This window comes from Sulfurimonas gotlandica GD1 (assembly GCF_000242915.1).
GTDB classification, from domain to species: Bacteria; Campylobacterota; Campylobacteria; order Campylobacterales; family Sulfurimonadaceae; genus Sulfurimonas; species Sulfurimonas gotlandica.
In genome coordinates, this window is sequence record NZ_AFRZ01000001.1 from 2517330 (window position 1) to 2540511 (window position 23182).

The 23182-nt window shown below is 35.9% G+C and carries 23 protein-coding genes; 3 read left to right on the plus strand and 20 right to left on the minus strand.

The window, feature by feature from the left end:
* Position 1 precedes the first annotated feature (1 nt).
* From SMGD1_RS12435 to SMGD1_RS14775, 6 genes are all read right to left on the minus strand, one after another.
* A complete protein-coding gene (locus SMGD1_RS12435; protein WP_008339636.1) occupies positions 2-1294 on the minus strand; it encodes a phenylacetate--CoA ligase family protein in 1293 nt (430 codons plus the stop codon).
* The gene (locus SMGD1_RS12440; RefSeq protein WP_008339724.1) at positions 1294-1836 is read right to left on the minus strand and encodes a 2-oxoacid:acceptor oxidoreductase family protein; all 543 of its coding nucleotides are present in this window, start codon (positions 1834-1836) and stop codon (positions 1294-1296) included. Before SMGD1_RS12440 ends, SMGD1_RS12435 begins: the two co-directional genes overlap by 1 nt.
* Position 1837: 1 nt before the next feature.
* Complete coding sequence (locus SMGD1_RS12445; protein ID WP_008341468.1) at positions 1838-3664, minus strand: thiamine pyrophosphate-dependent enzyme; 1827 nt, start codon at positions 3662-3664, stop codon at positions 1838-1840.
* 116 nt (positions 3665-3780) lie between these two features.
* Positions 3781-5157 carry an OprD family outer membrane porin gene (locus SMGD1_RS12450; protein WP_008339663.1) on the minus strand — a complete coding sequence of 459 codons (1377 nt, stop codon included), beginning with the start codon at positions 5155-5157 and terminating at the stop codon, positions 3781-3783.
* Between the two features lie 17 nt (positions 5158-5174).
* Positions 5175-6815, minus strand: coding sequence for a sodium:solute symporter family protein (locus SMGD1_RS12455; RefSeq protein ID WP_008339771.1), 1641 nt, complete (start codon positions 6813-6815; stop codon positions 5175-5177).
* The gene (locus tag SMGD1_RS14775) at positions 6815-6985 is read right to left on the minus strand and encodes a symporter small accessory protein (protein ID WP_171801008.1); all 171 of its coding nucleotides are present in this window, start codon (positions 6983-6985) and stop codon (positions 6815-6817) included. Before SMGD1_RS14775 ends, SMGD1_RS12455 begins: the two co-directional genes overlap by 1 nt.
* 253 nt (positions 6986-7238) lie before the next feature.
* On the opposite strand from SMGD1_RS14775, the gene SMGD1_RS12460 reads away from it, so the two are divergent.
* Positions 7239-7976 carry a hypothetical protein gene (locus tag SMGD1_RS12460; RefSeq protein ID WP_008341469.1) on the plus strand — a complete coding sequence of 246 codons (738 nt, stop codon included), beginning with the start codon at positions 7239-7241 and terminating at the stop codon, positions 7974-7976.
* On the opposite strand, the gene SMGD1_RS12465 is transcribed toward SMGD1_RS12460, so the two are convergent.
* Both SMGD1_RS12465 and SMGD1_RS12470 read right to left on the minus strand, forming a co-directional pair.
* Entirely contained in the window at positions 7970-9439 is a 1470-nt protein-coding gene (locus tag SMGD1_RS12465) for a sensor histidine kinase (protein WP_008341470.1), read from the minus strand. The two genes, SMGD1_RS12460 and SMGD1_RS12465, sit on opposite strands and share 7 nt — an antisense overlap.
* Positions 9440-9711: 272 nt before the next feature.
* Complete coding sequence (locus SMGD1_RS12470; RefSeq protein WP_008339731.1) at positions 9712-9990, minus strand: c-type cytochrome; 279 nt, start codon at positions 9988-9990, stop codon at positions 9712-9714.
* A 632-nt stretch (positions 9991-10622) separates the two neighbouring features.
* On the opposite strand from SMGD1_RS12470, the gene SMGD1_RS14780 reads away from it, so the two are divergent.
* Positions 10623-10790, plus strand: a complete 168-nt coding sequence (locus tag SMGD1_RS14780; RefSeq protein WP_008339801.1) for a hypothetical protein — start codon at positions 10623-10625, stop codon at positions 10788-10790.
* Positions 10791-10821: 31 nt separating this feature from the next.
* Here SMGD1_RS14780 and SMGD1_RS12475 read toward each other — a convergent pair whose 3' ends face one another.
* The 3 genes from SMGD1_RS12475 to SMGD1_RS12485 form a co-directional block, all read right to left on the minus strand.
* On the minus strand, positions 10822-11574 hold the full coding sequence (locus SMGD1_RS12475; protein WP_008339709.1) for a hypothetical protein: 753 nt from the start codon (positions 11572-11574) through the stop codon (positions 10822-10824).
* A 55-nt stretch (positions 11575-11629) separates the two neighbouring features.
* Positions 11630-12133 carry a hypothetical protein gene (locus tag SMGD1_RS12480; protein ID WP_008339752.1) on the minus strand — a complete coding sequence of 168 codons (504 nt, stop codon included), beginning with the start codon at positions 12131-12133 and terminating at the stop codon, positions 11630-11632.
* A 92-nt stretch (positions 12134-12225) separates the two neighbouring features.
* On the minus strand, positions 12226-12558 hold the full coding sequence (locus SMGD1_RS12485; protein WP_008339640.1) for a hypothetical protein: 333 nt from the start codon (positions 12556-12558) through the stop codon (positions 12226-12228).
* A gap of 477 nt (positions 12559-13035) precedes the next feature.
* Here SMGD1_RS12485 and SMGD1_RS12490 point away from each other — a divergent pair, with 477 nt between their 5' ends.
* A complete protein-coding gene (locus tag SMGD1_RS12490) occupies positions 13036-13410 on the plus strand; it encodes a S24 family peptidase (RefSeq protein WP_008339762.1) in 375 nt (124 codons plus the stop codon).
* 13 nt (positions 13411-13423) lie between these two features.
* On the opposite strand, the gene mnmA is transcribed toward SMGD1_RS12490, so the two are convergent.
* The 9 genes from mnmA to SMGD1_RS12535 form a co-directional block, all read right to left on the minus strand.
* On the minus strand, positions 13424-14458 hold the full coding sequence (gene mnmA / locus SMGD1_RS12495) for a tRNA 2-thiouridine(34) synthase MnmA (RefSeq protein WP_008339857.1): 1035 nt from the start codon (positions 14456-14458) through the stop codon (positions 13424-13426).
* Between the two features lie 11 nt (positions 14459-14469).
* Positions 14470-15735 carry an O-acetylhomoserine aminocarboxypropyltransferase/cysteine synthase family protein gene (locus SMGD1_RS12500; protein ID WP_008339877.1) on the minus strand — a complete coding sequence of 422 codons (1266 nt, stop codon included), beginning with the start codon at positions 15733-15735 and terminating at the stop codon, positions 14470-14472.
* Positions 15732-17063, minus strand: coding sequence for an aminotransferase class V-fold PLP-dependent enzyme (locus SMGD1_RS12505; RefSeq protein ID WP_008339871.1), 1332 nt, complete (start codon positions 17061-17063; stop codon positions 15732-15734). The genes SMGD1_RS12500 and SMGD1_RS12505 overlap by 4 nt, the downstream gene beginning before the upstream one ends.
* A 17-nt stretch (positions 17064-17080) precedes the next feature.
* A complete protein-coding gene (gene cysK / locus SMGD1_RS12510) occupies positions 17081-18001 on the minus strand; it encodes a cysteine synthase A (RefSeq protein WP_008339750.1) in 921 nt (306 codons plus the stop codon).
* A 28-nt stretch (positions 18002-18029) separates the two neighbouring features.
* Positions 18030-18443, minus strand: a complete 414-nt coding sequence (locus SMGD1_RS12515; protein WP_008339703.1) for an RrF2 family transcriptional regulator — start codon at positions 18441-18443, stop codon at positions 18030-18032.
* A 91-nt stretch (positions 18444-18534) separates the two neighbouring features.
* On the minus strand, positions 18535-20124 hold the full coding sequence (locus SMGD1_RS12520; RefSeq protein ID WP_008341478.1) for a nitrite/sulfite reductase: 1590 nt from the start codon (positions 20122-20124) through the stop codon (positions 18535-18537).
* 8 nt (positions 20125-20132) lie between these two features.
* Positions 20133-21545: a sulfate adenylyltransferase subunit CysN gene (gene cysN / locus SMGD1_RS12525; protein WP_008341480.1), complete on the minus strand. Its 1413-nt coding sequence runs from the start codon at positions 21543-21545 to the stop codon at positions 20133-20135.
* A gap of 1 nt (position 21546) precedes the next feature.
* Positions 21547-22458, minus strand: a complete 912-nt coding sequence (gene cysD, locus SMGD1_RS12530) for a sulfate adenylyltransferase subunit CysD (RefSeq protein WP_008341483.1) — start codon at positions 22456-22458, stop codon at positions 21547-21549.
* Between the two features lie 9 nt (positions 22459-22467).
* A complete protein-coding gene (locus tag SMGD1_RS12535; protein ID WP_008339777.1) occupies positions 22468-23175 on the minus strand; it encodes a phosphoadenylyl-sulfate reductase in 708 nt (235 codons plus the stop codon).
* Between the last annotated feature and the right edge of the window lie 7 nt (positions 23176-23182).

Sequence of the window (23182 nt, forward strand, 5' to 3'; positions counted from 1 at the left end):
TTTATACCCTTTTATCTACAACTCTAACAGCTTTACCCATGCTTCTCTCAATACTGCGAGGCTCAACAAGTTTTACATTTGCATTAATATAAAGATTGTTTGCAAGTGAGCGTTCTATATCTTTTTTTATTTTTTCCATCTCAGCAACAGAATCACTTAAAACATCTTCATTAACTTCTACTAAGATATCTAGTTTATCAAGATGACCTTTTTTGTCTGCAATGATCTGGTAGTTAAGTGTAACTCCTTCAGTATTTGCGATTACGTGTTCAACTTGTGATGGGTATACATTTACCCCGTTTACGATAATCATATCATCTACACGACCTACAATGCTCTCCATACGAACTAAAGTTCTTCCGCATCCACAAGGCTCGCGGTGAAGTGAAGTGATATCTCCAGTTCTGTAACGGATAATAGGAAGTGCCTGTTTTGTAAGTGAAGTAATAACTAGCTCACCACGTTCTCCATCTGGCAGAACTTGACCAGTTTTATGGTCAATTATCTCTGGATAGAAATGATCTTCGTTTACGTGAAGAAGTTTAGAATGCTTACAGTTAGAACTTACACCCGGCCCGATTATCTCGCTTAGTCCGTAAACTTCGTGATAGTCTATTCCCCAAACACGGGAAACTTCTTCCTTAAGACCCTCACTAGTAGGCTCAGCTCCAAATACTCCAGACTTTAGTTTGAAGTCTTTTAGATAGTCACTGCCAGATTTTTTAGCAGCTTCGTACATGTGAAGTGCAAAAGAAGGAGTTGCAGCAAGTATTGTTGCATTAAAATCTTTCATAAGCATTATCTGTCTATCTGTAAAACCGCTGCTTGCAGGGATAGTCGTGGCACCAATAGTCTCAGCACCATTGTGAAAACCAAGACCACCGGTAAATAGACCATAACCATAAGCATTATGTACTACATCTTTTGCCGTTGCTCCTGCCATAGTGTATACCCTAGCCATTACTTCATTCCATACATCCATATCACCTTGAGTATAACCGACAACAGTCGGTTTACCTGTTGTACCGCTTGAACTGTGAACTCTAACAACTTCACTCATTGGAACTGTAAAAAGTCCAAAAGGGTAGTGGTTTCTTAAATCTTGTTTTTTTGTGAAGGGGAGTTTTTGAATATCTTCAAGAGAAGTTATATCTTTAGGAGAGATTCCTAACTCATCAAATTTTTCCTTGTAAAAAGGTGTAAGCTCATATACTCTTGTAACTGTGTCTTGCAATCTTTTGAGCTGAGTTTCACCTAACTTTTCTCTAGATGCACCCTCTATCTTATTCCACATTACTTCTGCTCCTCAGCGTCTTTCATCGCTTGGTCAAGTATTTTTATATTTTGTTCTGCTACTTTTGCATTCATCTGAGTAATAGCATCTTTAACTTCTTGGATACTAAATGGAAAGTTTTTGTCATGAATAAGAGCAAAACCAAGCATATAAACATTTAGCCCCTGAATAGGAAACTCTCCATTCTCAGCCTTTTTAAATGCATCTATCTTTGCAAAACCTTTAAAAGGAAGCTCTGGATATGTATCTTTATCTTTTGCATTTGTTACAATTGTACCATCAAGTTTTAAAAATGCAACATTTCTAAGACCTTCATTTCTCTCTAGTGCAATCATAAGATCAGCCTGATTTTTGTCAATTACAGGATTAGTGAAGTCACCGACTTTGATATCACAAGATACGGATCCACCCCTTTGACTCATACCGTGGTTCTCAGTTCCCAAAAAAGGAATATCACGGTTACCGGCACAGATTGCTAATACTTTTACAAGAAAAACAACACCTTGACCACCAAAACCGGCTATTACGATTTGATATTTCATCTTAGTTACCTCTCTTTAAATAGTCAAAATCTTGTACGAAAGCATCTGTCGGACAAACTATATCCAGACAACCACCACAACCAGCACAGAGGAATGGATCTATCTCTATAACTCCATCATCATTGTATGCCATAGGAGGGCATTTATATACTGTTGTACACTGATCACATGCTACACATAAATCCGGATCTACTTTAGCAAAGATATTAGGGATAAACTCAGGAGCTCTCTCTCTATCGAGAATACAGAACTCACGTACAACTACAACTGTAGGACCTGTTGCATTTTTGTGTACTTCTTTTACTTCTCTAAAGAAGTCTACATTATCTTGCATCTCATACGAGTATTGATGTTCCATACAATCAATTCCCATACCTTCAACAATCTTCTTGATGTCGATATTTCTGTTTTCTCTTGCTGGAGTAGTCTGACGACCAGTCATAGCAATAGTCGAGTTATCAAGTATTACAAGGATGAACTTGTGGTTTTGATAAACTGCATTTATAAGTGGCGGGATTCCAGAGTGAAAGAATGTACCATCACCAATAGTCGCAACCACTGTTTTATCCGGATCACTAAGAGCAAATCCACTAGCCATAGAGACACTAGCCCCCATACAAAGTATAGAGTCAATCGCACCCTGAGCAAGAGCTAAAGTATAACATCCGATATCAGATGGATAGATAGCTTTTTTATGTTTAAATACTTTTGTAATAGCATAGTAAACATCACGGTGAGGACAACCTGGACAAAGTGCAGGCGGTCTTGCTTCTACTTCAAAGTTTAGTGAAGGTGGAGTAGCATAGATATTTTCACCATCATAAAGACCGATATTTTGAAATGCTTTTAGAATTTCTTCCTTGCTCATCTCATCGATTTGGTGAATAGAGTTTGTATTTTTACCATATACATTAGGAGAAGCAATTTGTTCTTCAACACAAGGATACGGTTCTTCAATAACTAAAACTTTATCGTAAGATTTAAATCTATCTCTCATCTGTTCAACAGGAAGAGGGTAAGGCATAAGAACTTTTACAACATCAGCATCTAGACCAAGATCGCTTAGAGTCTCTTTTGCAAAACCATGACCTGTACCACTTGTAATGATAAGAACTTCCTTTCCTTCACATTTGTCAAACTCAGATTTTAGAAGATGATCCCAGTTATATTCTTTGATAACCTCGATGCGATTTAACTGCTCTTTACCTTGTGGAAATCTATCCTTTCTAGGAACAGCACCCCAACGTGGAACATTACGTTTAAATTCACCCTTGTTTGGTCTAAAGTCAGTCTCTGCATCCATCTCGATAATCTCACGAGCATGACATACACGCATAACCGGACGTAGCATTACAGGGATTTGAAATTTTTCTGAAAGCTCAACACCGTACTTTGTAAGGTCATAAGCATCTTGAGGAGTTGCAGGGTCTAAAACAGGAATACGTGCAAACTTCGCAAATACGCGAGAATCTTGTTCTGTCTGAGAAGAGTGAAAGCCTGGATCATCAGCAGCTATTAAAAGCATACCGCCAAGGTTACCGATGTATGCAGCACTCATTAGCGCGTCACTTGCAACATTAAGTCCAACTTGCTTCATAGTAGCACAAGTACGTTTACCCGCAATTGCACCTGCGTAAGCTACTTCAAAACCAACTTTTTCGTTAGTTCCCCACTCAGCATATACATCTAGATTTAGTTTATACTTTATCTTTTGAACTTCTGTTAGTATCTCACTAGATGGAGTTCCTGGATATCCGCTAACCATATCAACATTTGCGTGGATTAGTCCCCAAGCAATTGCATCGTTTCCCATTAATGTTTGTTTCATAAAATTCTCACTCTTTATAATTATTTATCTATAAAAGATTTCTTAATGTTAATTTACACAATAGTTATATAATAATTCCTTAAATTAAGGCTAAACTATACAATTATTGAGAATTACTAAAATTTATAGTACGCTATTAAACGATATTCGTCAAAACTTAATTGTGTTGTGCCGCCTAAATCAAACCAATCTCTTGGAAAGTTTGCACGAGCACGCAGTTTAAAGTTTTTTGTAACTTTGTAGATAAAGTCTAAATCTACCTCTTTTGTTTTCCATGAGTAGCCACTTTGGTAACCATTGTATTCACCTATGTCGTACTCAAAATACTTAACCATTGCAAGCAGGTCGATACCAGTAAGTGGTTTAAACTGATAGTCAACTCCCGCCATATATGAAGCTGTGTCTCCAAAGTTGGCGTGAAGTGCACCTTGAGAGATGATAAACGGATTTGCACCACCAAGTGCATTTACGATACCACCGTCTAAAACGCTTCCTGCAGATGCAGGAGTATTTACATAACGGAGGTCTATTCCTAAACCGTTATCCAGTGAAGCTTTTAGCATCGCTCCATATTGAGTAGAATCTACATCTTTTGCACCGCTACCTGTGTCAAAAGCTTTTCCTAAAAGGTTGTCTCCAACGCTGTCTTGTTTTGTGTAAAACACAGATGCAAATGTATTTACATCACTAAGCTTACCTTTGTAACTAGCCTTAGCTACAACAATATTCATGATGTCGTGGATATACTGATCCCAGATAGAAAAAGTAAAACCTTTTAGACCTGTATACTTAGCATTTATGTACGTCATACCTGCAGTTGATTTTGTGTTTGTAGAACCTAGATAAACATCTGCAATATTTGCAAATTCACCTACTTTATATCCTGGACCAAAACCGTACAGTAAACTGAGTCTAGTCATCGAGCTGTTTGGATCAAGTACACCGTTTGTAACAGGAACAGAGTTCGCAAAACCATTTGTCTGGATCTTAGTGATGTGACCTAACTCAAACTTAGTGTCTGTTACATCGCTGTTTTTTACAACTAAACCTTCAAATGTATTTGGCAGCATTCTAAAGTTATTTGGAGCTGCAAACGGTGTATTTATACTTAGTCTACCAAACTGTACGGTTGTCTTTGCAGCTGTATAACCAATATAAGCTTCACCTAAAACAGTGTATCCACCGCCATCTGCACCAAAAAGTGTGTTGTCGTTTTCATTAGCAGTTGAAGATTTTTCATCTACTTTGTTTGTAGTGTAAAAAGTAGCCCCCACATCAAAGCCATAATACTTTGCAGTGTTATAGTTTAAGTGACCACCTACAGATAGACCATCACGAGTTTGTGTTGCTACACCGTCATAACTACGGTTTATATAAAAAGATTTCAGCTCTCCTTGAACTTTACCTTTGGCAAAAGCTTCTTCAATTGTATCTGCCGATACACTTACACCAGTAATTAAAAGTGCTGCTAATATTAAACTTCTTTTCTTCATACTTCTTCCTTCCTTTTTTAGTCGTTAAAACATTTGTTTAGATGAGCTTCATCCATCTTTTTAGTAATTAAAGAGACAACGATAGCTGTGATAATAGATAGTGGCAGGGCAATCATTAATGCATCTACGAAGATAATATCTCCACTTAAAAGTGAATCTTTACCAAAGATGGCTTTTGAGATACCAAGAGATTTTGCTTCTTTGAAGTGAACAAACATAAGCCAAAAGCTTGATACTATCAAACCAACGAACATAGAGCTGATAGCTCCTGCTTTTGTCATACCTTTCCAGAACAAGCCTCCGATAAAGCTTGGTAGGAAGATACTCGCACATAGAGCGAAGAATATCGCAGTTGAGCGGGCAATGATTGCCGGTTGGTCATCAAAAGCGTAGGCAAGACTTACTGAGATGATAATCATGATGATAACACCGAGTCTTGTCACAGTTATAGAGTTGTGGTTTTTAGAACTGATTTGCTCAAAAATGTCACGTCCAACTGCTGTTCCCATAGTGTGAAACTGAGATGAAAGTGTACTCATAGCCGCAGAGATAAGTGCAAACAAAAATATAAATGCAAACCACTTAGGCATAGCAGTGTTTATGAAGTGAGGGATTACTTTACCGATAGCACCGGCACTTTGAAGTGCATTTTTACCTTCATTGAACTCATAGTACCAAGCGTTTGAAAGTGCTCCTACTATAAAGATAATCCCTGTCATTGCAACGATAAACACAGACCCGATAAGAACTGCACGGTTTAACTCTTGCTTTGACTTAACTGTCATAAATCTAACTATTAGCTGTGGTTGAGCAAGAACACCGATACCAACACCCATAGTAATAGTAGTGATTACAAATAACCAACCCTTACTAAAAAATTGTGGCATTGAATTCCAACCCTCAAACCCCCAAAGCAGTGAAAGTTTCATCATAAAGTCAGGTGAACCAGGTGCTAACTCTTTTATGCTTTTAGCTGCAAGAGGGTCTATAACAGTCGCTTGCCAAACATGGTCTAGTTTTTCAAATGCTGCACTTACACCGCCAAGTGAATCAAATGTAACAAAGACCAAGATGACCATTGCTACAAACATGATAGTCCCTTGTAGCGCATCTGTGAGCATTACCCCTTTAAGCCCACCAGCGATTACATAAGCTGTAATGATTATAGAAAATACCATAAGTGACATATGATAGTCTGTTCCAAAGTAAAGAGCAATAAACTGAGTACCGCCTATAAGAACCGCAGTTGCGTAAAGCGGCATAAACAGTAAAATAATAGATGCTCCAAACATCTGAATAAACTTAGAGTCAAATCTTTTAGCAAGAAGTTCAGGGAACGTATGTGCATTTAGACGATAACCCATCTTTCTTGTAGGATTTCCCAAAAATACAAATGCTACAAAAATACCTATAAAGATATTAAACACCGTAAGCCAAAGCAGAGAGTTGCCAAGCCAAGCAGCAACTCCGCCAAAACCAACGATTGCTGCAGTTGAAATAAATGTAGCTCCATAACTCAGTGCCATAATAAATGGATGCGTATCTCGACCGGCTATAAGATAGTCGGTTGTGTTCTTAGTCTGTTTATAACCTCTAATACCTAAGTAACCTAAAACAGCCAAGTAAAGGATGATAATTATATTTTCAAAAATACCCATTATAGTTCATCCTCAATCTCTTTTTCAGTCTTATTCCACTCTTTAACAAATTCAGGCGGTTTAACATACCCGTCTTTGTTCCAGTTGATTACTCCATAGACAACACTAGCTAAAGTGCTAATAATTATGAGAGCAAAAGCCATATTGACACCAAAATCAAAATACTCCATCCCTTTCCCTTAATAATTTGCAAGATTTTACAAATATTGTATTTTAAAATGATAATATTCTAATAATTGTAATAATTATGAAACTATTATCGAATTGCAACAATTATTGCAAAGCTAAGCATAAATTAATATTAAAGCATTACAAAAATTTATTAATTTTTTTTAAACTGTTCTTAAAGTAGTATATTGTTGATTTTAAGTGTTTTTTATAAGTAAATTTTATTCGCGTCAATGTTTTGATATAATAAAAATCATGAAAAAAATTATTATAAATAAAAAATATTATGGCAATATAGAACTTGCCAAGACAAGAAACGCTTATAATATCTTTGTCTCTGTTATACGTGCATTTAAGGCTAAAGAGCCTATTACAGTTGAGACTATCTACTCAAAAGAGAAGCTAAAAAGCTTTGAGAAGTACAAAAGTGGAGAATTCCAATACGAGCTAGAAGAATTAGATATGTATATAGAACTCTCAAAACTTTTAAAGTTTACATCTACAGATGCTAAAAAGCTAAAAGAGCAGATAGCCTTTGTAAATGATGACGCTCATGTGCATCTAGACATATCTAAGAACTTGGTTCTCTTTAATAAGAAGAAGCAAAGCACAGCAAAAAAATCATACCTCTTTTGGGATATAGAAAACTTCTCAAATATTTCTCCAATGTTTTCTCAGGTTATAGAGCCTTATGAGTTGGAAGATGAAAACATATATGTGTCTTGTAACCCTGACTCACTCTATCTTTTTAAAGCAGAGTGGGAAGCAGACCTCTTTGACTTTGGAAAAACATTTAACTCTTTTAACTTTACAAAATGTGATCATGGAAAAAATGTAGCGGATGGTGTCTTACTAAACAACTTTAAAGAGCTAAGTCCAAGAGATGCAAATATCTATGTTATGACATATGATAGAGAGCTAAAAGACAGATTTAGAGACTCTTGCCATGAGAGCAATAACTTGTATGTGCTAGAGAGGAAAATACTCTACTGAAAATTTGGTAGAGGGATTTTAATCAAGAAAAGTGCACCGTCTTTGAAGTTATATGCTTCTATGGTGCCGTTAAATTTTATCTCAATGATTGTTTTTGTTATAAAAAGCCCGAGTCCAGTGCCTTGCGCCTGATGCTTTGTTGTAAAATATGCATCAAATATTTTATCGGCAATACTCTTATCAAAGCCTCCACCGTTATCACTGATTTTAATAATATTGTTTTCACCTTCAACAGTAGACTCAATAATGATTTTACCACTATCTTTATTTTTTCCTATTATTGCATCAAGAGCATTATTAAGTATAATCAAAATAGCTTGCTCTATTTCGCTGATAGATCCATAGGCAAAAGACTCTTTATCTAGATTGACCTCAATAGATATCTTATTTTTGTCAAACATACTATCAAGCAACTGCAAACTTTCCCCAACTGCTCTTTCAATTGGAAATATTTCAATGTTTTTTTTACGATGGTCTTCATTTAGAAAATTTTTAAATAGATCTATAGTTTTTGACATGAAGAGTACTTGGTTATGAATCTCGTTAAAATTTTTTTCCTGGTCTTTTGAATCCACTTCTCCCATCATACTTTTTATTGTTAAATCAGTAATACAGAGTTCAACTATGTTTAGAGGTTGCTTCCATTGATGAGCAATATTACTTATCATTGTTCCCATTTCAATAAATCGTGATTGCTTAAGTAAAAAGGCATCTTTAGCTTTATTGTTTTCCTCTTCAATGGCTTTTTCTCTCATTCCATCATCAATATTTTGCTGCATTTGCCTAAACCCGTTGACAATCTCAAATATCACATCATCTTTGTTTAGAGCAATTGATTTAAAAACAAGTTTGTCACCTGGCAGATAGCCTTTAATCTCATCTGCAATCCTACTTAAAGGCATCAGCAACTCTTTTAACAGACGCATTTCCAAATAAAAATACAGCGCCAATAAAGCGGCAAAAAGAATTCCTGTAGTAATATATTTATACGATAGTTCTTTCAATATTTGGTTACTTTTAACAAGTTCAAGAGTTCCCATTATATTTTTAAGATGATCTTCTTTTGGGCTGATGACATCTTTTTTATACTCTATGTTGTATGAATCCCCTGCAATGTACGCTGATGTACTACTCTCAGATATAATTGCTCCACTGTTATCTTTAAAAGCGATATATTCAAGTTTATATGAAGCAAGCATACTTTTCAAGAATTCATCCATTTCGGAGACATTAGCTTGATTATTTATAAAATACCATACGCTTACTCTCGGGGCTAATGATTCAGCAATTGTTGCAATATGAGTTTTCTCAGATTTAATAAAAGTATCGTTGACAAGTTTATAAATAAATGTTCCACCAGCGACGATTATCAGCGACAGAGCGACAAGAACAAACATAAATAATTTACGTTGCAAAGAGACCGCACTAAGTGGCTTTATTATTTTTTTACGTAAAATACTCATCCAAAAAACCACATATTTTTCTCTTTATTGTTAAATACGCTATATTATATCACAGCATTTTTATAATTGTCTGTAAAAAGACCTCAATAAATTCTCTAAATATTAAAACTTCGCAAAGTGCAATCATGCTAAACAACTTCAAAGATTCAAAAATAAGAGATGCAAATGTATAGTTAATAAAATACTTCAGAGGAGTAAAAGAAGAGGTTTAATGCTGCTTTGTTATAGACTCCCAAGCTAAGCATGGGAGCTATAGAAGAGTAGAAACTAAATTATTTACCGATAGTTTGGGCAAATGCTTCTAACTCAGCATCGGAGTATTTAGCAACTTGACCTTTCATTACAGCTTTCATAACTCCGCCATAAGTTCCAGCTTTGTAACCTTTCAATGCAGTTGCAATCTCCTCATGTTTTAAGTCTGAAACAATTTTTGATTTACCAAGTGCAGATTTTTTAAAATCAGCATTATGACAGGCAGCACAAGCCTTTGGTTCAACTGCACCCATGAGTGCGATTGTACTTACAAATAACGCTAAAACAATTTTTTTCATTTTAAATCCTTGTAAAATTATAGTATTTTTGTATTATAATCTCTTATACTTAAAAATTGTTTTAATATATTAACTTGCCTTTGGAATGAAGACAGAAGAAAACTTTTTAATATTACTTGTTCCCATTATTCTGATTGGAGCGAGTCAAAAGTGGAGATTTATTCACTGGGGTGTAACGTGAACAAAAGATATACTAAAAAACAGATAAATCTATAACAACTAAAAAAGTGGAGATTCACTCACAGGGGTGTAATTTGACCTTTCATTACAGCTTTCATAACTCCGCCATAAGTTCCAGCTTTGTAACCTTTCAATGCAGTTGCAATCTCTTCATATTTTAATATATTAACTTGCCTTTGGAATGAAGAGAGAACAAAACTTTTTAATATTACTTGTTCCCATTATTCTGATTGGAGCGAATCAAAAGTGGAGATTTATTCACTGGGGTGTAACGTGCATTACCTAGCCCCTATTTTCTAGCAAGTAATCGTTCATATATTATCTACTTTACGCTAATTATGCTACAAATAGTTCAAATATGAACGAAAGAGATAGTGTAATAACTAAAAAAGTGGAGATTCACTCACAGGGGTGTAATTTTTAAAGATGTTAACGAGTTAACAAGTAAAGATGTGCAAAAGATAGCAGAATCATTTGATATAAAAAATGCTAAGCAAACAATAGACGAGATGCTTGATATAAAACATACTCTGCTACCAAAGCTAGCAACACAATATGATATGAAAAAATGGTGCAATCTCGTACTTGAATCAACAAAAGATATACTGAAAAACAGATAAAACTAGAACAACTAAAAAAGTGGAGATTCATTCACTGGGGTGTAATTTTAGATATCCATTTTACACCTAAATAACCATCATTTATATACATATTTACTTTATCTGAAATATTCATTTCCCTATATGTCGAAGGGGGAACTTCCCTTTCTTCATACCCTGAATAAGTGATATAATATAACTTACCATACCCTTGTCGATTATATGCACTGCCTGTCCTTCTATCTTCAACAATTCCTTCAATTATTTTAGGTTTTGATTTATCAAAATACATATTAGTTTCTTTTAAACTAATTGTTGTTGTTAAAAACAAACTAGCTAACCCAAATAATGTATTAACAATCAATACTGATAATGAATGCTTACCTTTAGAATGAAAAATAAAAATCATATAAGGGACAGCTATAATAAATGTGATTATAAAAGATAATATAATAAATTCATACTTATTTATTAAAAATGGGATATCAAATATATATATCAACCCATCTTCAGATAGCAGCTGTATCATCCCATTCATAAAGAGAGCAATAATTACAGCAAATATAATATCATATAATTTATCATAATTATCTAATGCGTTAATAACATTATTTCTTTTTATAACATAAACAATATATATTGTAAGAAAAATAACTATAGTTCCAATTCTTGTATCTGGCATGTATAAAAAGAATAGAATCTTAAACAAACTACTAAGGAAATCCACTGGAAAAACAAATAAATATATTAAACAGAAAACCATAAATGTAAAAAACAATTTTATAATTAAATTTTTATCATACATTTGCAATACCTTAATATAACGTTTTACTTGATGGATAACTACCCGCTAGGGTATGTTATTCATCCTCCAAGGTTTTGTTAACATTTATGTAAGTCTGCATACCTTCTCTACAAAAACAGACTTCTCTAGAAAATATTCGATTTGTATTAATCGCATATTCGTTTGAATAACCACTAAGCATCCCGCCATCTCCATTTACTTTCAGAAGCATGTTTATATGACCTATTTTTTTTGGATCAATATTGTTTAATGATAAGTTTACAAAACCATCTATAATAGTTCCATTTAACGCATATGTTCTAATACCTCTATTGTTATCTTTACTAGCAACTGTATATGTACCCGTTAAGCTTTCAGCAAATTGTATTATTTCGAATTGAACCTTCTGCATTTTGTACTCAGCAATCCATAGTCCAGATAGATCCAAGCCTTTATACACAGTTTTCCTATACCATGGAATAAATGATTTAGTAAATAATTGTGACATTAAAAATAATAAAAAACTTGTTGCAATACCTGATACAACACTAAGAATAATTGTCTCCGAAACATTTGACATGATTTATTTTTCCCTTTTGATGTTAACGTTTGTCGTGAGCGATAATTTTCCCGAGGGAAATTATTGCGTTCCTCGTACTTGTTATGTGCAATTTAGATTTTACCTTCTTGTTGTAATTCATCGAGTATGCTTCGCACTAGTCTTTCATCAAGTGCAAATTTTTTAGAAATTCCTTTAACAATATTATCGGCATCACTTGTATAATCGCTCCATACGATACCAGCTTCACTAGCCATATATTGCTTGTACATAGGGAACATTAATTTTAAAGAAGTATGCAAAGATTCAATTTCCTTTTTAGATTCTTTGGCTTCTTTTCTGAAGCCCAACTGCCAAGGAAGAACAAATATAGCTGCCAATCCAGCTAGTAGTGTTCCTGCGCCAGTTAGCATATCAGCGGTAAGATTCCAGTCTATTTCACACATTTTTATTATTCCTTTATATGTACATAACGGGGGCGCGGGTGAGTAACTGCCGTTGAAAAACCTTTAGGTTTTGCAATGGTTGCTTGCTCCTCCCGCTTGTTATCTGGCGCTGTGCGACAGATGACCAGTGGGTGTTCAACCCGCGCCCCCGTTATCCGGTCACGCAGTGAGCGGATAACTATTTATTCAAGCACATTATATGTAAAATAACCTTAAATCACATAAATAACTTACATGTTGTTTGTGTGTTAAAAGGGTTGATTTTGTTGATTATTTGTATTTTTGATAAAAAAAGAGAAAAAATCTATAAAATTCTTAAAGTTTGGATGTTTGTTTAATACTGTATATTCAAATTAAATTACACTTTGTGTGTTATTTCGCAAATATCTTACATAACACACAAAATGTAGCTTAAGCGAAAAGGTTGGTTATGGAAGTTAAACTACATCTATATACTCCCAAGTAAAAGGATAAAACTTGTCTCTAATCACTCTTGAATACGTAGATGCTCTTGATGCAAACAATGAAAAAAAAGTTTTGGAATTTTCTACAAATCTGCTTAAAGAACCGATAAACAAAGGTTCGCTGTTTGTCATAAAGGTTGATGGTGAGTCTATGGAGCCTGTTATTAAAGACCGTACACTTGTTGTTGCTGACCTTTCTCAAAGAGGAGTAGTAGATGCAGATATATATCTGGTCTATTATGAGAACAGGATGTGGATAAAAAAAGCTAAACAAGAGTCAGATGGAATGACGTTTGTGTCTATCAACAAAGAGTATGGGCATCTAGTATATAAAGAAGCAGATGTTCGTGTAGTAGCTAAGGCTGTTTTGTCTTTTAATAGCTTCTAGAAGAGTGTAGAAGCTACTGGAACGTCTTCTTTATAAACCCACTACCTAAAACCTTGTTACCGTCATAAAATACAGCTACCTGTCCAGTAGCTACTCCGTCTACATTTTTATCTAGATATATCATGGCTTCACTATCTTCTATGATTACCTTGCAAGCTATCTTATGAGTTCTATATCTTAGTTTGACTGTACACTCAAACTCTTTTTTGTCTATGAAAAGATTAAGCGTGTCTATGAGGACTTTTGAGACACCGAGGTCATCTTTTTTACACACTACTATAGTGTTTGCATTTGGGTCTATCTCTTTTACATAGTGAGGCTCATGTGCGCCATGGACTGTAAAGCCTCTTCTCTTTCCTATGGTGTAGTGCATGTAGCCTTTGTGATGACCGACTTCATTGCCATCAGTATCTAGAGCAAGACCTGGTAGGTCTATGTCTGTATGTTTTTTGATGATATCGGTATAGACATTTTCCACAAAACAGATCTCTTGAGACTCTTTTCTTTTCGCTATTTCTTTTATAACGGGCAGGGTGCTACCAAGTTTTACTATCTCTGTTTTTCTGTACTTATTCATAGGGAAGATGAGATGCTTTAAAACATCTTGTTTTATCTGTGCTAAAAAATAACTCTGATCTTTAGTGTCGTCCTCTGCTTTGTAGATAAACTCACCATCTGTTTTTGCATAGTGCCCTGTTGCCAAAAAGTCAGCGCCTTGTTCTTTTGCAAAGTCAAACAGTGCTCCAAACTTGATAGTGCGGTTACACTTTACACATGGGTTTGGAGTATTGCCATTGAGGTATTCGCCTACAAAGTAGTCATACACCTCTTCTTTGAACTTACTGCTAAGGTCAAGTATATGGTACTCGATGCCAAGAGAGCGTGCTACTTTTTTTCCAGATGCAATGTTGTCTTCATGGAAGTTTTCTATAAGGTCGTGGAGCTTCATATATACTCCGATGACCTCATAGCCCTCTTGTTGGAGCAGGTAAGCCGTGACAGAAGAATCTATCCCGCCACTCATACCTACTATTACTTTTTTGTTCATAATTTCTTCTTTTAAGAGTCTAGTGCAGCTTTAAGATCTGCTATTAGATCATCTGAATTTTCAAGACCGACACTTAGTCTGATAAGACCTTCAGTGATACCGATCTTTTTTTGTTCAACAAGTGGAATCTGCTGATGCGTAGTTGAAGATGGATGCGTGATGATTGATTTAGAATCACCGATATTTACAACGATAGAGAAAAGCTTAGTTGCATCTAGAACTTTCCATGCACTCTCTTTATCTTCAACTTCAAAACTGATAAGACCGCTACACTGTCCATCTTTGAAGTACTTGTTTGCAAGAGCGTTATAGCTGTTGCCCTCAAGACCTGGGTAGTTAAGGTTAAACACTTTAGGATGAGACTCTAAGAACTTTGCAACTTTTAGTGCATTGTGTGAATGTTTCTCTATTCTTAGACTAAGTGTCTCAAGACTTTGAATCAGAGACCAAGAGTTAAATGGTGAAGGTGTCGCACCGATATCTCTAAGAAGAGCAAGTCTCACACGCAGGTTAAACGGAGGAAATGGAAGGTCAGTATATACCAGACCTTGGTAACTCTCATCCGGCTCGTTGAAGTGTGGGTATCTTGTACTGCCTTTAAAGAACTCTGTTAAACCGTCTCTGTCTATGATAGCACCACCAAGTGCAAGACCCTGACCTGAGATATATTTACTACAACTGTGTACTACGATGTCTGCACCATGAGCAATAGGATTTACTAAAAGTGGAGTCGCTACTGTGTTGTCACAGATGCTGATGATTCCATGCTTTTGAGCGATTGCACTGATAGCATCTATGTCTGCAACTGCGATTTGAGGGTTTGAAAGTGACTCGTAAAATATCGCTTTTGTTCTGTCATCTACAAGTGCTTCTATCGTTGAAGGATCATCAAGGTTAAATACTCTCGCTTCTATCCCAAATCTCTTAATAGTATGCTTTAAAAGAGTGACACTACCGCCATAAACTTTATCTGAGAGAATGATGTTATCTCCAGCTTTTACAAGGTTTGTGATAGCGTAAAATATAGCTGCCTGACCACTTGAAGTTGCCAAAGCGCTTACTCCGCCTTCTATCTCAGCAAGTCTAGCTTCTAAAACCGCAGTTGTCGGGTTATTTAGTCTTGTATAGATGTTTCCTAAGTCTTGCAGACTAAACAGATCAGAAGCATGCTTAGCACTTTTAAAAGCGTATGCTGTTGTTTGGTAGATTGGAACCGCCGTTGTACCTTGAGAATCTCTCTCATATCCGTGATGTATAGCTAATGTTTCCTTATTCATTTGTTTTCCTTTTTTAGTTCGTGTATGGACTCTTTTAGAGCAAACAGTAGATGCTTGATGCTATCTACGCTATGTGTGTAATTTACGCTTATTCTAAGCCAGCTTGGTTTTTCATTGTCCGCTTCGACCTCTGAGATGCCAAAGAGGTCATGTCCGTATGGTCCCGCACAGCTACAGCCCGCACGTGTCTGGATGCCAAAGTCATGTGAGAGTTTCTCACATAGATCAAAAGGCGTTACCCCGTGAAAATTTATAGCCAAGATGCCGACACTGCTGTGCCCTTCATTTTGTCCGTAGATGGTGTAGTCGTCAAACTCAGATAGACCATCTTGTAGAAGTTTAAAGAGTTCTACCTTTCTTTCTTGGATTCTTTTGATTCCTATCTCATTTCTAAGTTGGTAAGCAAAAGATGCTTTGATGAGTTGAAGAATGGCAGGAGTTCCTGCATCTTCACGTATCTCTATATTTGAGTTAAATATATGATCGTTTGATGAGACATAAGCAACTGTTCCGCCACCTGCGAAAGTAGGGGACTCTTTTTCATTTATGAGACTCTTTCTTATTGCCAACAATCCACAAGTTCCTGGACCGCCCAGAAGTTTGTGAGGTGAAAGAAATAGAGCATCAAACAACTTAGAGTCAACGTTCAAACACGGTGATGAAGCAGCACTGTCAAATGCTATAACAGCCTTATACTTTCTCAGTAGTTTTGAAATCTTCACATACGGAGGGATGATTCCAGTAACATTTGAAGCAGTTGAAAATGCTCCGATAATCTGACGAGACTTATTTTTTTCTAGTACTTCTTCTAAAAACTCTACGTCAACATTACCACTCTTATCCAGAGGAATTCTCTGTGTGTCACAGATAGCTTCTCTATAGCTTATCTCATTTGAGTGATGCTCAAAAGGTCCTATGACTATAAGAGGTTTTTGTAGACTTTCAAAGTCGATGTTAAATCTGGCTTTTGTAGCTGGAGGAATGTATAGACCAAGAAGTTCTTGAAACTTTTTTATAGCACCTGTAGCACCTGTTCCACAAGGAAGAAGAACAAAATCTTTTTCCAGCTCTAGATGCTCTTTTAGATTTTCTCTTGCTATATCGTAGTAAAAAGATGTAGTTCTTGCGTCACTTGCAAACTCTGAGTGAGTGTTTGCATATGTTGTGAGTACTTCTTGTATCCTTTGCTCTATAGGCTCGTAAGCCAATCCAGATGCTGTGTAGTCAAAGTAGTTCTCTTTGTTTACACCGATAATACCATCAGATATCTGTTTAAAAGTGACCTCTTCTTCAATAAAAGGTCTAAAAATATCTTTTCTATTTAGCATAACTTACCTTTAAATTTTTATGAATAAAGGCTAGTACTTAGATATCTCTCCCCTGTATCACACAGGATTGTAACTATTGTCTTACCTTTATTTTCAGGCCTTGCGGCTATCTGTCTTGCTATAAAAACGTTTGCACCTGATGAGATGCCAACCAGTAGACCTTCTGTTTTTGCCAACTCTTTAGATGTTGCAAAAGCATCTTCGTCAGTTACTTTGATTACTTCATCGAAGATCTTAGTGTTTAGCACTCCAGGGATTATTCCTGCACCGATACCTTGTATCTTGTGTGGACCTGGTTTACCTCCAGAAATTACTGGAGAGTTTGAAGGCTCAACTGCAATTACTTTGATGTTAGGATTTACCTCTTTTAGAACTTCTCCGATTCCTGTCAGTGAACCGCCTGTTCCAACTGCAGCAACTAAAAAATCTATCTTACCGTCTGTATCTCTTAAAATCTCAAGAGCTGTCGTTTTTCGGTGCATCCTTGGATTTGCCGGGTTATTAAACTGTTGGGGCATAAAACTGTTTGGCATCTCTGCATCTAGTTCAGCCGCTCTGTCAATCGCACCCTTCATCCCTGTTGCAGCGGGAGTCAGTACTATGTTTGCACCTAGTGCTGTTAGTAGCTGTCTTCGTTCCATACTCATTGACTCTGGCATAGTAAGAGTTAGGTTAAGCCCTTTTGCCGCACAAACCATCGCTAGGCCGATTCCAGTGTTTCCACTTGTAGGCTCAACGATTATAGTTCCTTCATTTATTTTCCCATCTTCAAGAGCTGCATCTATCATCGCTAGAGCAATTCTGTCTTTAACAGAACTAGAAGGATTCATAAATTCACATTTGCCTAAAATAGTAGTCTTTGTCTCGTTAGAGAATTTATTTATTCTCACCAATGGAGTATTCCCGATTAACTCAGTTACATCTTTTGCAATGTTCATCTTATATTCCTTAATTTTATTTCATAATTTATATATGATATGTTATGTTCTTAGAGTCTTTTTCTAAAAACTCTTCCAGTTCCTTTATTGAGAGTTGGAAGATCTCTTTTACTTTTTCTTGAGTATCTTCCCAAAACGCTTGTAACATGTTGTCGTTACTTTTGTTGTCAGTTTGTGCCATACAACACTCCAAAGAGTTTAGTACTTCATATACACTTATATTGTTTTTATCTCTTGATAGTTTGTATCCACCATTTGCACCCCTAACACTCTCAACCAGACCACTTTTCTTTAAAAGAACAAGTATCTGCTCAAGATAGTTTTGAGGAATATCACCTTTTGCCGCGATATCTTTAATCTGTAACAACTTTGCATTGTCTTCTTTTGCCAATATAATTATGGCTGTTAAGCCGTAAGCACCTTTAGTTGATATAATTGCCATTGTTTAATACCTTTATCTTAAATACTGTACAATGATAACGAGTTTTATAGATAATGTCAAGTAAATCTATTGATTTACTAGGGAATGAATTTTATTTCAAATCATAGATAGTAAACTCATCACCATCTATCAAATCTTTTAAAAACAAACCAATGTACTTCTTAGAACTTTTTATATATGAAGCAATTATTTTTTCAACTGTGTTATTAACTTCATCTGCTTTAATATTGAGTTTCATTTTTTCTCCAAATCTTGATTTATCACCCTCTAGGGTTCCGCCTAAGACTAACTCAAAACCAGAGACTGTCTCACCATTTTCATCTTTAAACTTCTTTCCAAGCAGACCAATATCTACTATATGCGGATGCGCACATGAGTTTGGACATCCATTTAAAGAGATGCTAACAGTCTCTTTAAAGTCTGGAAATTTCGCATGCAGATGCTCTGCCAAATCAATAGCTGCATCTTTAGTCTCACTTATTGCGAACTTACAAAACTTGATTCCAGTACAAGATATTGTTCTTGCTTTAAATGGATTAGGATTGGCATCTATGCCTATCGCGTCCAAATCTTCAACCAAGTTATTAACAGCATCTGAAGGAACATCAATAGCAACAAAGTTTTGCGTTGTTGTCGCTTTTATAGTTGTTGCTCCATGTTTTTCTAATATATCTGCTAAGTCTTCTAAACCTTTTGCCCCAATATTTCCGCCATTAACCGCACAGCCAACAAATGATTTGCCATTACTTTTAGACTTATGGATGCCAAAATGCTCTCTTTTTGCATAAGGAGTGTATTCCTGTGCTGCACCTTTTTCAAAAATAAAACCAAGACTTGCTTCAACTTCTTCTTTGAACTTTTTAAGACCCCATGCATCAATTAGATGACCTAATCTGGCTTTTTTTCTGTTATCTCTGAGACCATAAATTCTATATATAATAGATACGGCTTTTACAACTTCTAAAATCTTATAAGCCTCAACAAATCCCAGATGTAAAGCAAACTGTTTGTTAGATGCTAGACCGCCACCGGCACTGACATCAAATAGAACTCTGCCATCTTCAAACTCAACTGCAGAAAATGAGAGATCTTGTATCTCATGTCCCATACAGTGTTTAGAACATCCAGAGATTCCTACTTTGTATTTTCTAGGTAGATTTGCTAAGTCTTTGTTTCCATCAAAGTAGTCATTTACCTGAGCTACTACTTTAGTTACATCATATATTTCATGTTCATCGACACCAGCTACAGGACATGTGACTATATTTCTTGGAACATCACCCGCTGCAAAAACAGTGCTTAGTCCTACACTCTTTAGTCTATAGAAAATCTCTGGCAAATCACGCACTCTAATAAAGTGAAACTGTATAGCCTGTCTTGTTGTAAAGTTTGCAGTTCCTCTTGCAAACTCTTTAGAGATGCTAGATAAAACTCTCAATTGCTCTAAGTTTATAGCGCCTTGAACCAACTTTACTCTTAACATGAAGTATAGAGTCTCATCGCTAGATGCCTGCAGGTTTGTGTTTTGAGTATACAAACCGTACCATTTAAATCTGTCTATATCTTCAGGATGCGGTTCTTCATCATGAATAGCATAATGATGTATATCTCTTAACACATCTAAGCCGCTTTTTTCGGTCTTGATACGTTCAACCCTCTGCGCTGCTGTTTCCTTTGGCATAATATTTCCTATAAAATTTCTTTAGCTTCCCAATGAGGAAAGTGTTTTCTAACAAGAGCGTTAAACTCAACCTCAAACTCTGAGTGTTCGTTTATCACCTTTTTTGATGTTTGCTCGGACTTCTTTACAATCATTCCTGCACCAACCGTGTTGTTTGTAATTCTATCTATGATGATAAAACTTCCCATCGCTTTAATGTGATCGTATGGATCAAATGCAATGCTTTGATTTAATGATAATCTTGCAAATCCAATCTCATTTAAGTCGAGTTTACTAACACTTTGCTCTTCTAAAGTGTTTACATCAGTTTTATGATAAAAACTATCAATAGAACCAGTTACTACTGTTGAAGCACGTTTAAAAAAGTACTGTTTGCCTTTTGTAAGAGGCTCTTCATCCATCCAAACGATATTTACATCTAAATCACTTGCTTGGTCTGGCTGTTCATCACTCTTAACTAAGATATCTCCACGTGAAATATCTATCTCATCATTTAGAGTGAGAGTAATGGCTTGCTGTGCATAAGCACTTTGCAAATTGCCATCATAAGTAACAATCTCTTTGACTGTTGAGCTTTTACCCGATGGTAAAACAGTTACTGAATCGCCGACATTAATAATTCCAGATGAAATAGTCCCACAAAAACCTCTAAAGTCTAAGTTGGGTCTATTTACATACTGCACAGGCAGTCTAAAGTGAGTCAAATCTCTATCAGATGAAATCTCAATCGTCTCCAATGTATCCATTAGTGTTTTGCCCTTGTACCAAGGAGACTTCTCACTAATATTTACAACGTTGTCACCCTTTAAAGCAGACATAGGAATAAGCGTTAAGTCAGATGTTAATCCCAACTCCTTAGCAAATTCCAAATAATCTTTTTTAATCTCTTCATATCTCTCCTCTCTAAAGTCAACCAAGTCCATTTTATTTATCGCAATAACTAGATGCTTAATACCTAGTAGTTTTGTAATGAACGAGTGACGTCTAGTTTGAGTTTGAACACCATATCTTGCATCTATTAAGATGATTGCTAAGTCTGCTGTTGAAGCACCTGTCGCCATGTTTCTAGTGTACTGCTCATGACCTGGAGTATCTGCAATTATAAACTTTCTCTTATCAGTTGCGAAATATCTATAGGCAACATCGATAGTAATACCTTGTTCTCTCTCACTTGCAAGCCCATCAACTAAAAGTGCCAAGTCAAACTCTTCACCAGTAGTTCCAGACTTTTTAGTGTCGTTTTTTATAGCAGCTAACTGATCTTCAAAAATCATTTTAGAGTCATGTAACAGTCTGCCTATTAGCGTACTTTTACCGTCATCAACACTACCACAAGTAATGAATCTCAACAGTTGTTTGTTTTCATGTTCTCTTAAATAACTCTCAATATCGTTAGCTATTTTTGTTTCTTGTTTTGACATCTTAAAAGTACCCCTCTATTTTCTTTTTCTCCATTGATCCCGCACTGTCGTTATCAATAACTCGACCCTGTCTCTCACTTGTTTTAGTAAGTAGCATCTCCTGAATAATCTCAGGAAGTGTCGTTGCAGTTGACTCAACTGCTCCCGTTAGAGGGTAACATCCAAGTGTTCTAAATCTAACACTCTCCAGACTTGGAACTTCACCAACTTCTAGAGGTAATCTGTCATCATCAACTAATATCTTCACTCCGTCTCTTACAACAACAGGTCTTTTCTGTGCTAGGTAAAGAGGAACAATAGGAATACCCTCAAGGTAAATGTATTGCCAAATATCAAGCTCAGTCCAGTTTGAAAGAGGGAATACTCTGATTGATTCACCTTTCTTTACTTTAGAGTTATATACATTCCAAAGCTCAGGTCTCTGATTTTTAGGATCCCATCTGTGCTTCTCATCTCTAAAAGAGTAGATTCTCTCTTTTGCACGAGTCTTCTCTTCATCACGTCTCGCACCGCCAAAAACAGCGTCGAACTTATAATGATTAAGGGCCTGCTTTAGACCTTGGGTTTTCATAATATCTGTATGAACAGCTGAACCATGAGAAAACGGTCCAATATCTTGAGCTATTCCATCTGGGTTTGTATGAACTAAAAGCTCAAATCCTAGATTTTTAGCCATTTCATCACGAAACTCAATCATCTCTTTAAACTTCCATCTCGTATCTACATGAAGTAGGGGAAATGGTAACTTCGCAGGGAAAAAAGCTTTCTGCGCTAGATGCAACATAACAGCAGAGTCTTTACCTACAGAGTAAAGCATAGCAGGGTTCTCAAACTCAGATATAACTTCTCTCATTATGTGAATTGACTCGGCTTCTAGTTGTTTTAAATGTGTTAATTTTTCTTTATCAATCATCTTTGTCTCCTACGCAGATCTTAAGTGCAGTCCACACTCTTTATGTTCTGGGTTTTCCCACCACCATCTACCGCTTCTTATATCTCCGCCTTCTCTTACCGGTCTCGTACATGGCGCACAGCCTATACTTGGGTAACCTAGTTTGTGAAGTTTGTTATATGGAACTCTGTAGCTTTTTATATATGCCCATACATCTTCCTCAGACCAATCTTTTAAAGGAGAGACTTTGATAACATTGTTTGTCTCATCAAACTCGAATAGTTTCATATCTTCTCTTGTCACACTTTGAGCAGATCTAAGACCTGTTACCCAGAAGTCAACATTTTTCAGTGCTCTTTTTAGAGGAGCTATCTTTCTGGCAAAACAACAGCTCTTTCTATTTTCTATAGATTCATAAAAACCGTTTGCTCCTTGCTTTTGATATAAATCTTCTATATCTTTAGCTTTTGGAAAAAAGACTTTTATCTTGATTTGATACCTTAAATTTGTCTCATTCATTACAGCATATGTCTCATCAGGAAGTCTTCCTGTGTCAAGTGTGAAAATATTTGCTCTTTCATCAATTCTTAACATCATGTCTGTAAGTACCTGATCTTCTGCTCCAAAACTAGAAGATAGAGATATATTTTTATCTCTAAGTTTTAATAGATATTCCAACACTTCTAATGTAGAAGAGTTTTTGAATGCTTCGTTTAATTGGTTAACTATATCTTTCATCTTTATT

Excerpts from the sequence above, each read along its gene's own strand:
- SMGD1_RS12435 (WP_008339636.1), bottom strand. The coding sequence starts at position 1,294 with ATGTGGAATAAGATAGAGGGTGCATCTAGAGAAAAGTTAGGTGAAACT.
- SMGD1_RS12440 (WP_008339724.1), bottom strand. The coding sequence starts at position 1,836 with ATGAAATATCAAATCGTAATAGCCGGTTTTGGTGGTCAAGGTGTTGTT.
- SMGD1_RS12445 (WP_008341468.1), bottom strand. The coding sequence starts at position 3,664 with ATGAAACAAACATTAATGGGAAACGATGCAATTGCTTGGGGACTAATC.
- SMGD1_RS12450 (WP_008339663.1), bottom strand. The coding sequence starts at position 5,157 with ATGAAGAAAAGAAGTTTAATATTAGCAGCACTTTTAATTACTGGTGTA.
- SMGD1_RS12455 (WP_008339771.1), bottom strand. The coding sequence starts at position 6,815 with ATGGGTATTTTTGAAAATATAATTATCATCCTTTACTTGGCTGTTTTA.
- SMGD1_RS14775 (WP_171801008.1), bottom strand. The coding sequence starts at position 6,985 with ATGGAGTATTTTGATTTTGGTGTCAATATGGCTTTTGCTCTCATAATT.
- SMGD1_RS12460 (WP_008341469.1), top strand. The coding sequence starts at position 7,239 with ATGAAAAAAATTATTATAAATAAAAAATATTATGGCAATATAGAACTT.
- SMGD1_RS12465 (WP_008341470.1), bottom strand. The coding sequence starts at position 9,439 with ATGAGTATTTTACGTAAAAAAATAATAAAGCCACTTAGTGCGGTCTCT.
- SMGD1_RS12470 (WP_008339731.1), bottom strand. The coding sequence starts at position 9,990 with ATGAAAAAAATTGTTTTAGCGTTATTTGTAAGTACAATCGCACTCATG.
- SMGD1_RS12475 (WP_008339709.1), bottom strand. The coding sequence starts at position 11,574 with ATGTATGATAAAAATTTAATTATAAAATTGTTTTTTACATTTATGGTT.
- SMGD1_RS12480 (WP_008339752.1), bottom strand. The coding sequence starts at position 12,133 with ATGTCAAATGTTTCGGAGACAATTATTCTTAGTGTTGTATCAGGTATT.
- SMGD1_RS12485 (WP_008339640.1), bottom strand. The coding sequence starts at position 12,558 with ATGTGTGAAATAGACTGGAATCTTACCGCTGATATGCTAACTGGCGCA.
- mnmA (WP_008339857.1), bottom strand. The coding sequence starts at position 14,458 with ATGAACAAAAAAGTAATAGTAGGTATGAGTGGCGGGATAGATTCTTCT.
- SMGD1_RS12500 (WP_008339877.1), bottom strand. The coding sequence starts at position 15,735 with ATGAATAAGGAAACATTAGCTATACATCACGGATATGAGAGAGATTCT.
- SMGD1_RS12505 (WP_008339871.1), bottom strand. The coding sequence starts at position 17,063 with ATGCTAAATAGAAAAGATATTTTTAGACCTTTTATTGAAGAAGAGGTC.
- cysK (WP_008339750.1), bottom strand. The coding sequence starts at position 18,001 with ATGAACATTGCAAAAGATGTAACTGAGTTAATCGGGAATACTCCATTG.
- SMGD1_RS12515 (WP_008339703.1), bottom strand. The coding sequence starts at position 18,443 with ATGGCAATTATATCAACTAAAGGTGCTTACGGCTTAACAGCCATAATT.
- SMGD1_RS12520 (WP_008341478.1), bottom strand. The coding sequence starts at position 20,124 with ATGCCAAAGGAAACAGCAGCGCAGAGGGTTGAACGTATCAAGACCGAA.
- cysN (WP_008341480.1), bottom strand. The coding sequence starts at position 21,545 with ATGTCAAAACAAGAAACAAAAATAGCTAACGATATTGAGAGTTATTTA.
- cysD (WP_008341483.1), bottom strand. The coding sequence starts at position 22,458 with ATGATTGATAAAGAAAAATTAACACATTTAAAACAACTAGAAGCCGAG.
- SMGD1_RS12535 (WP_008339777.1), bottom strand. The coding sequence starts at position 23,175 with ATGAAAGATATAGTTAACCAATTAAACGAAGCATTCAAAAACTCTTCT.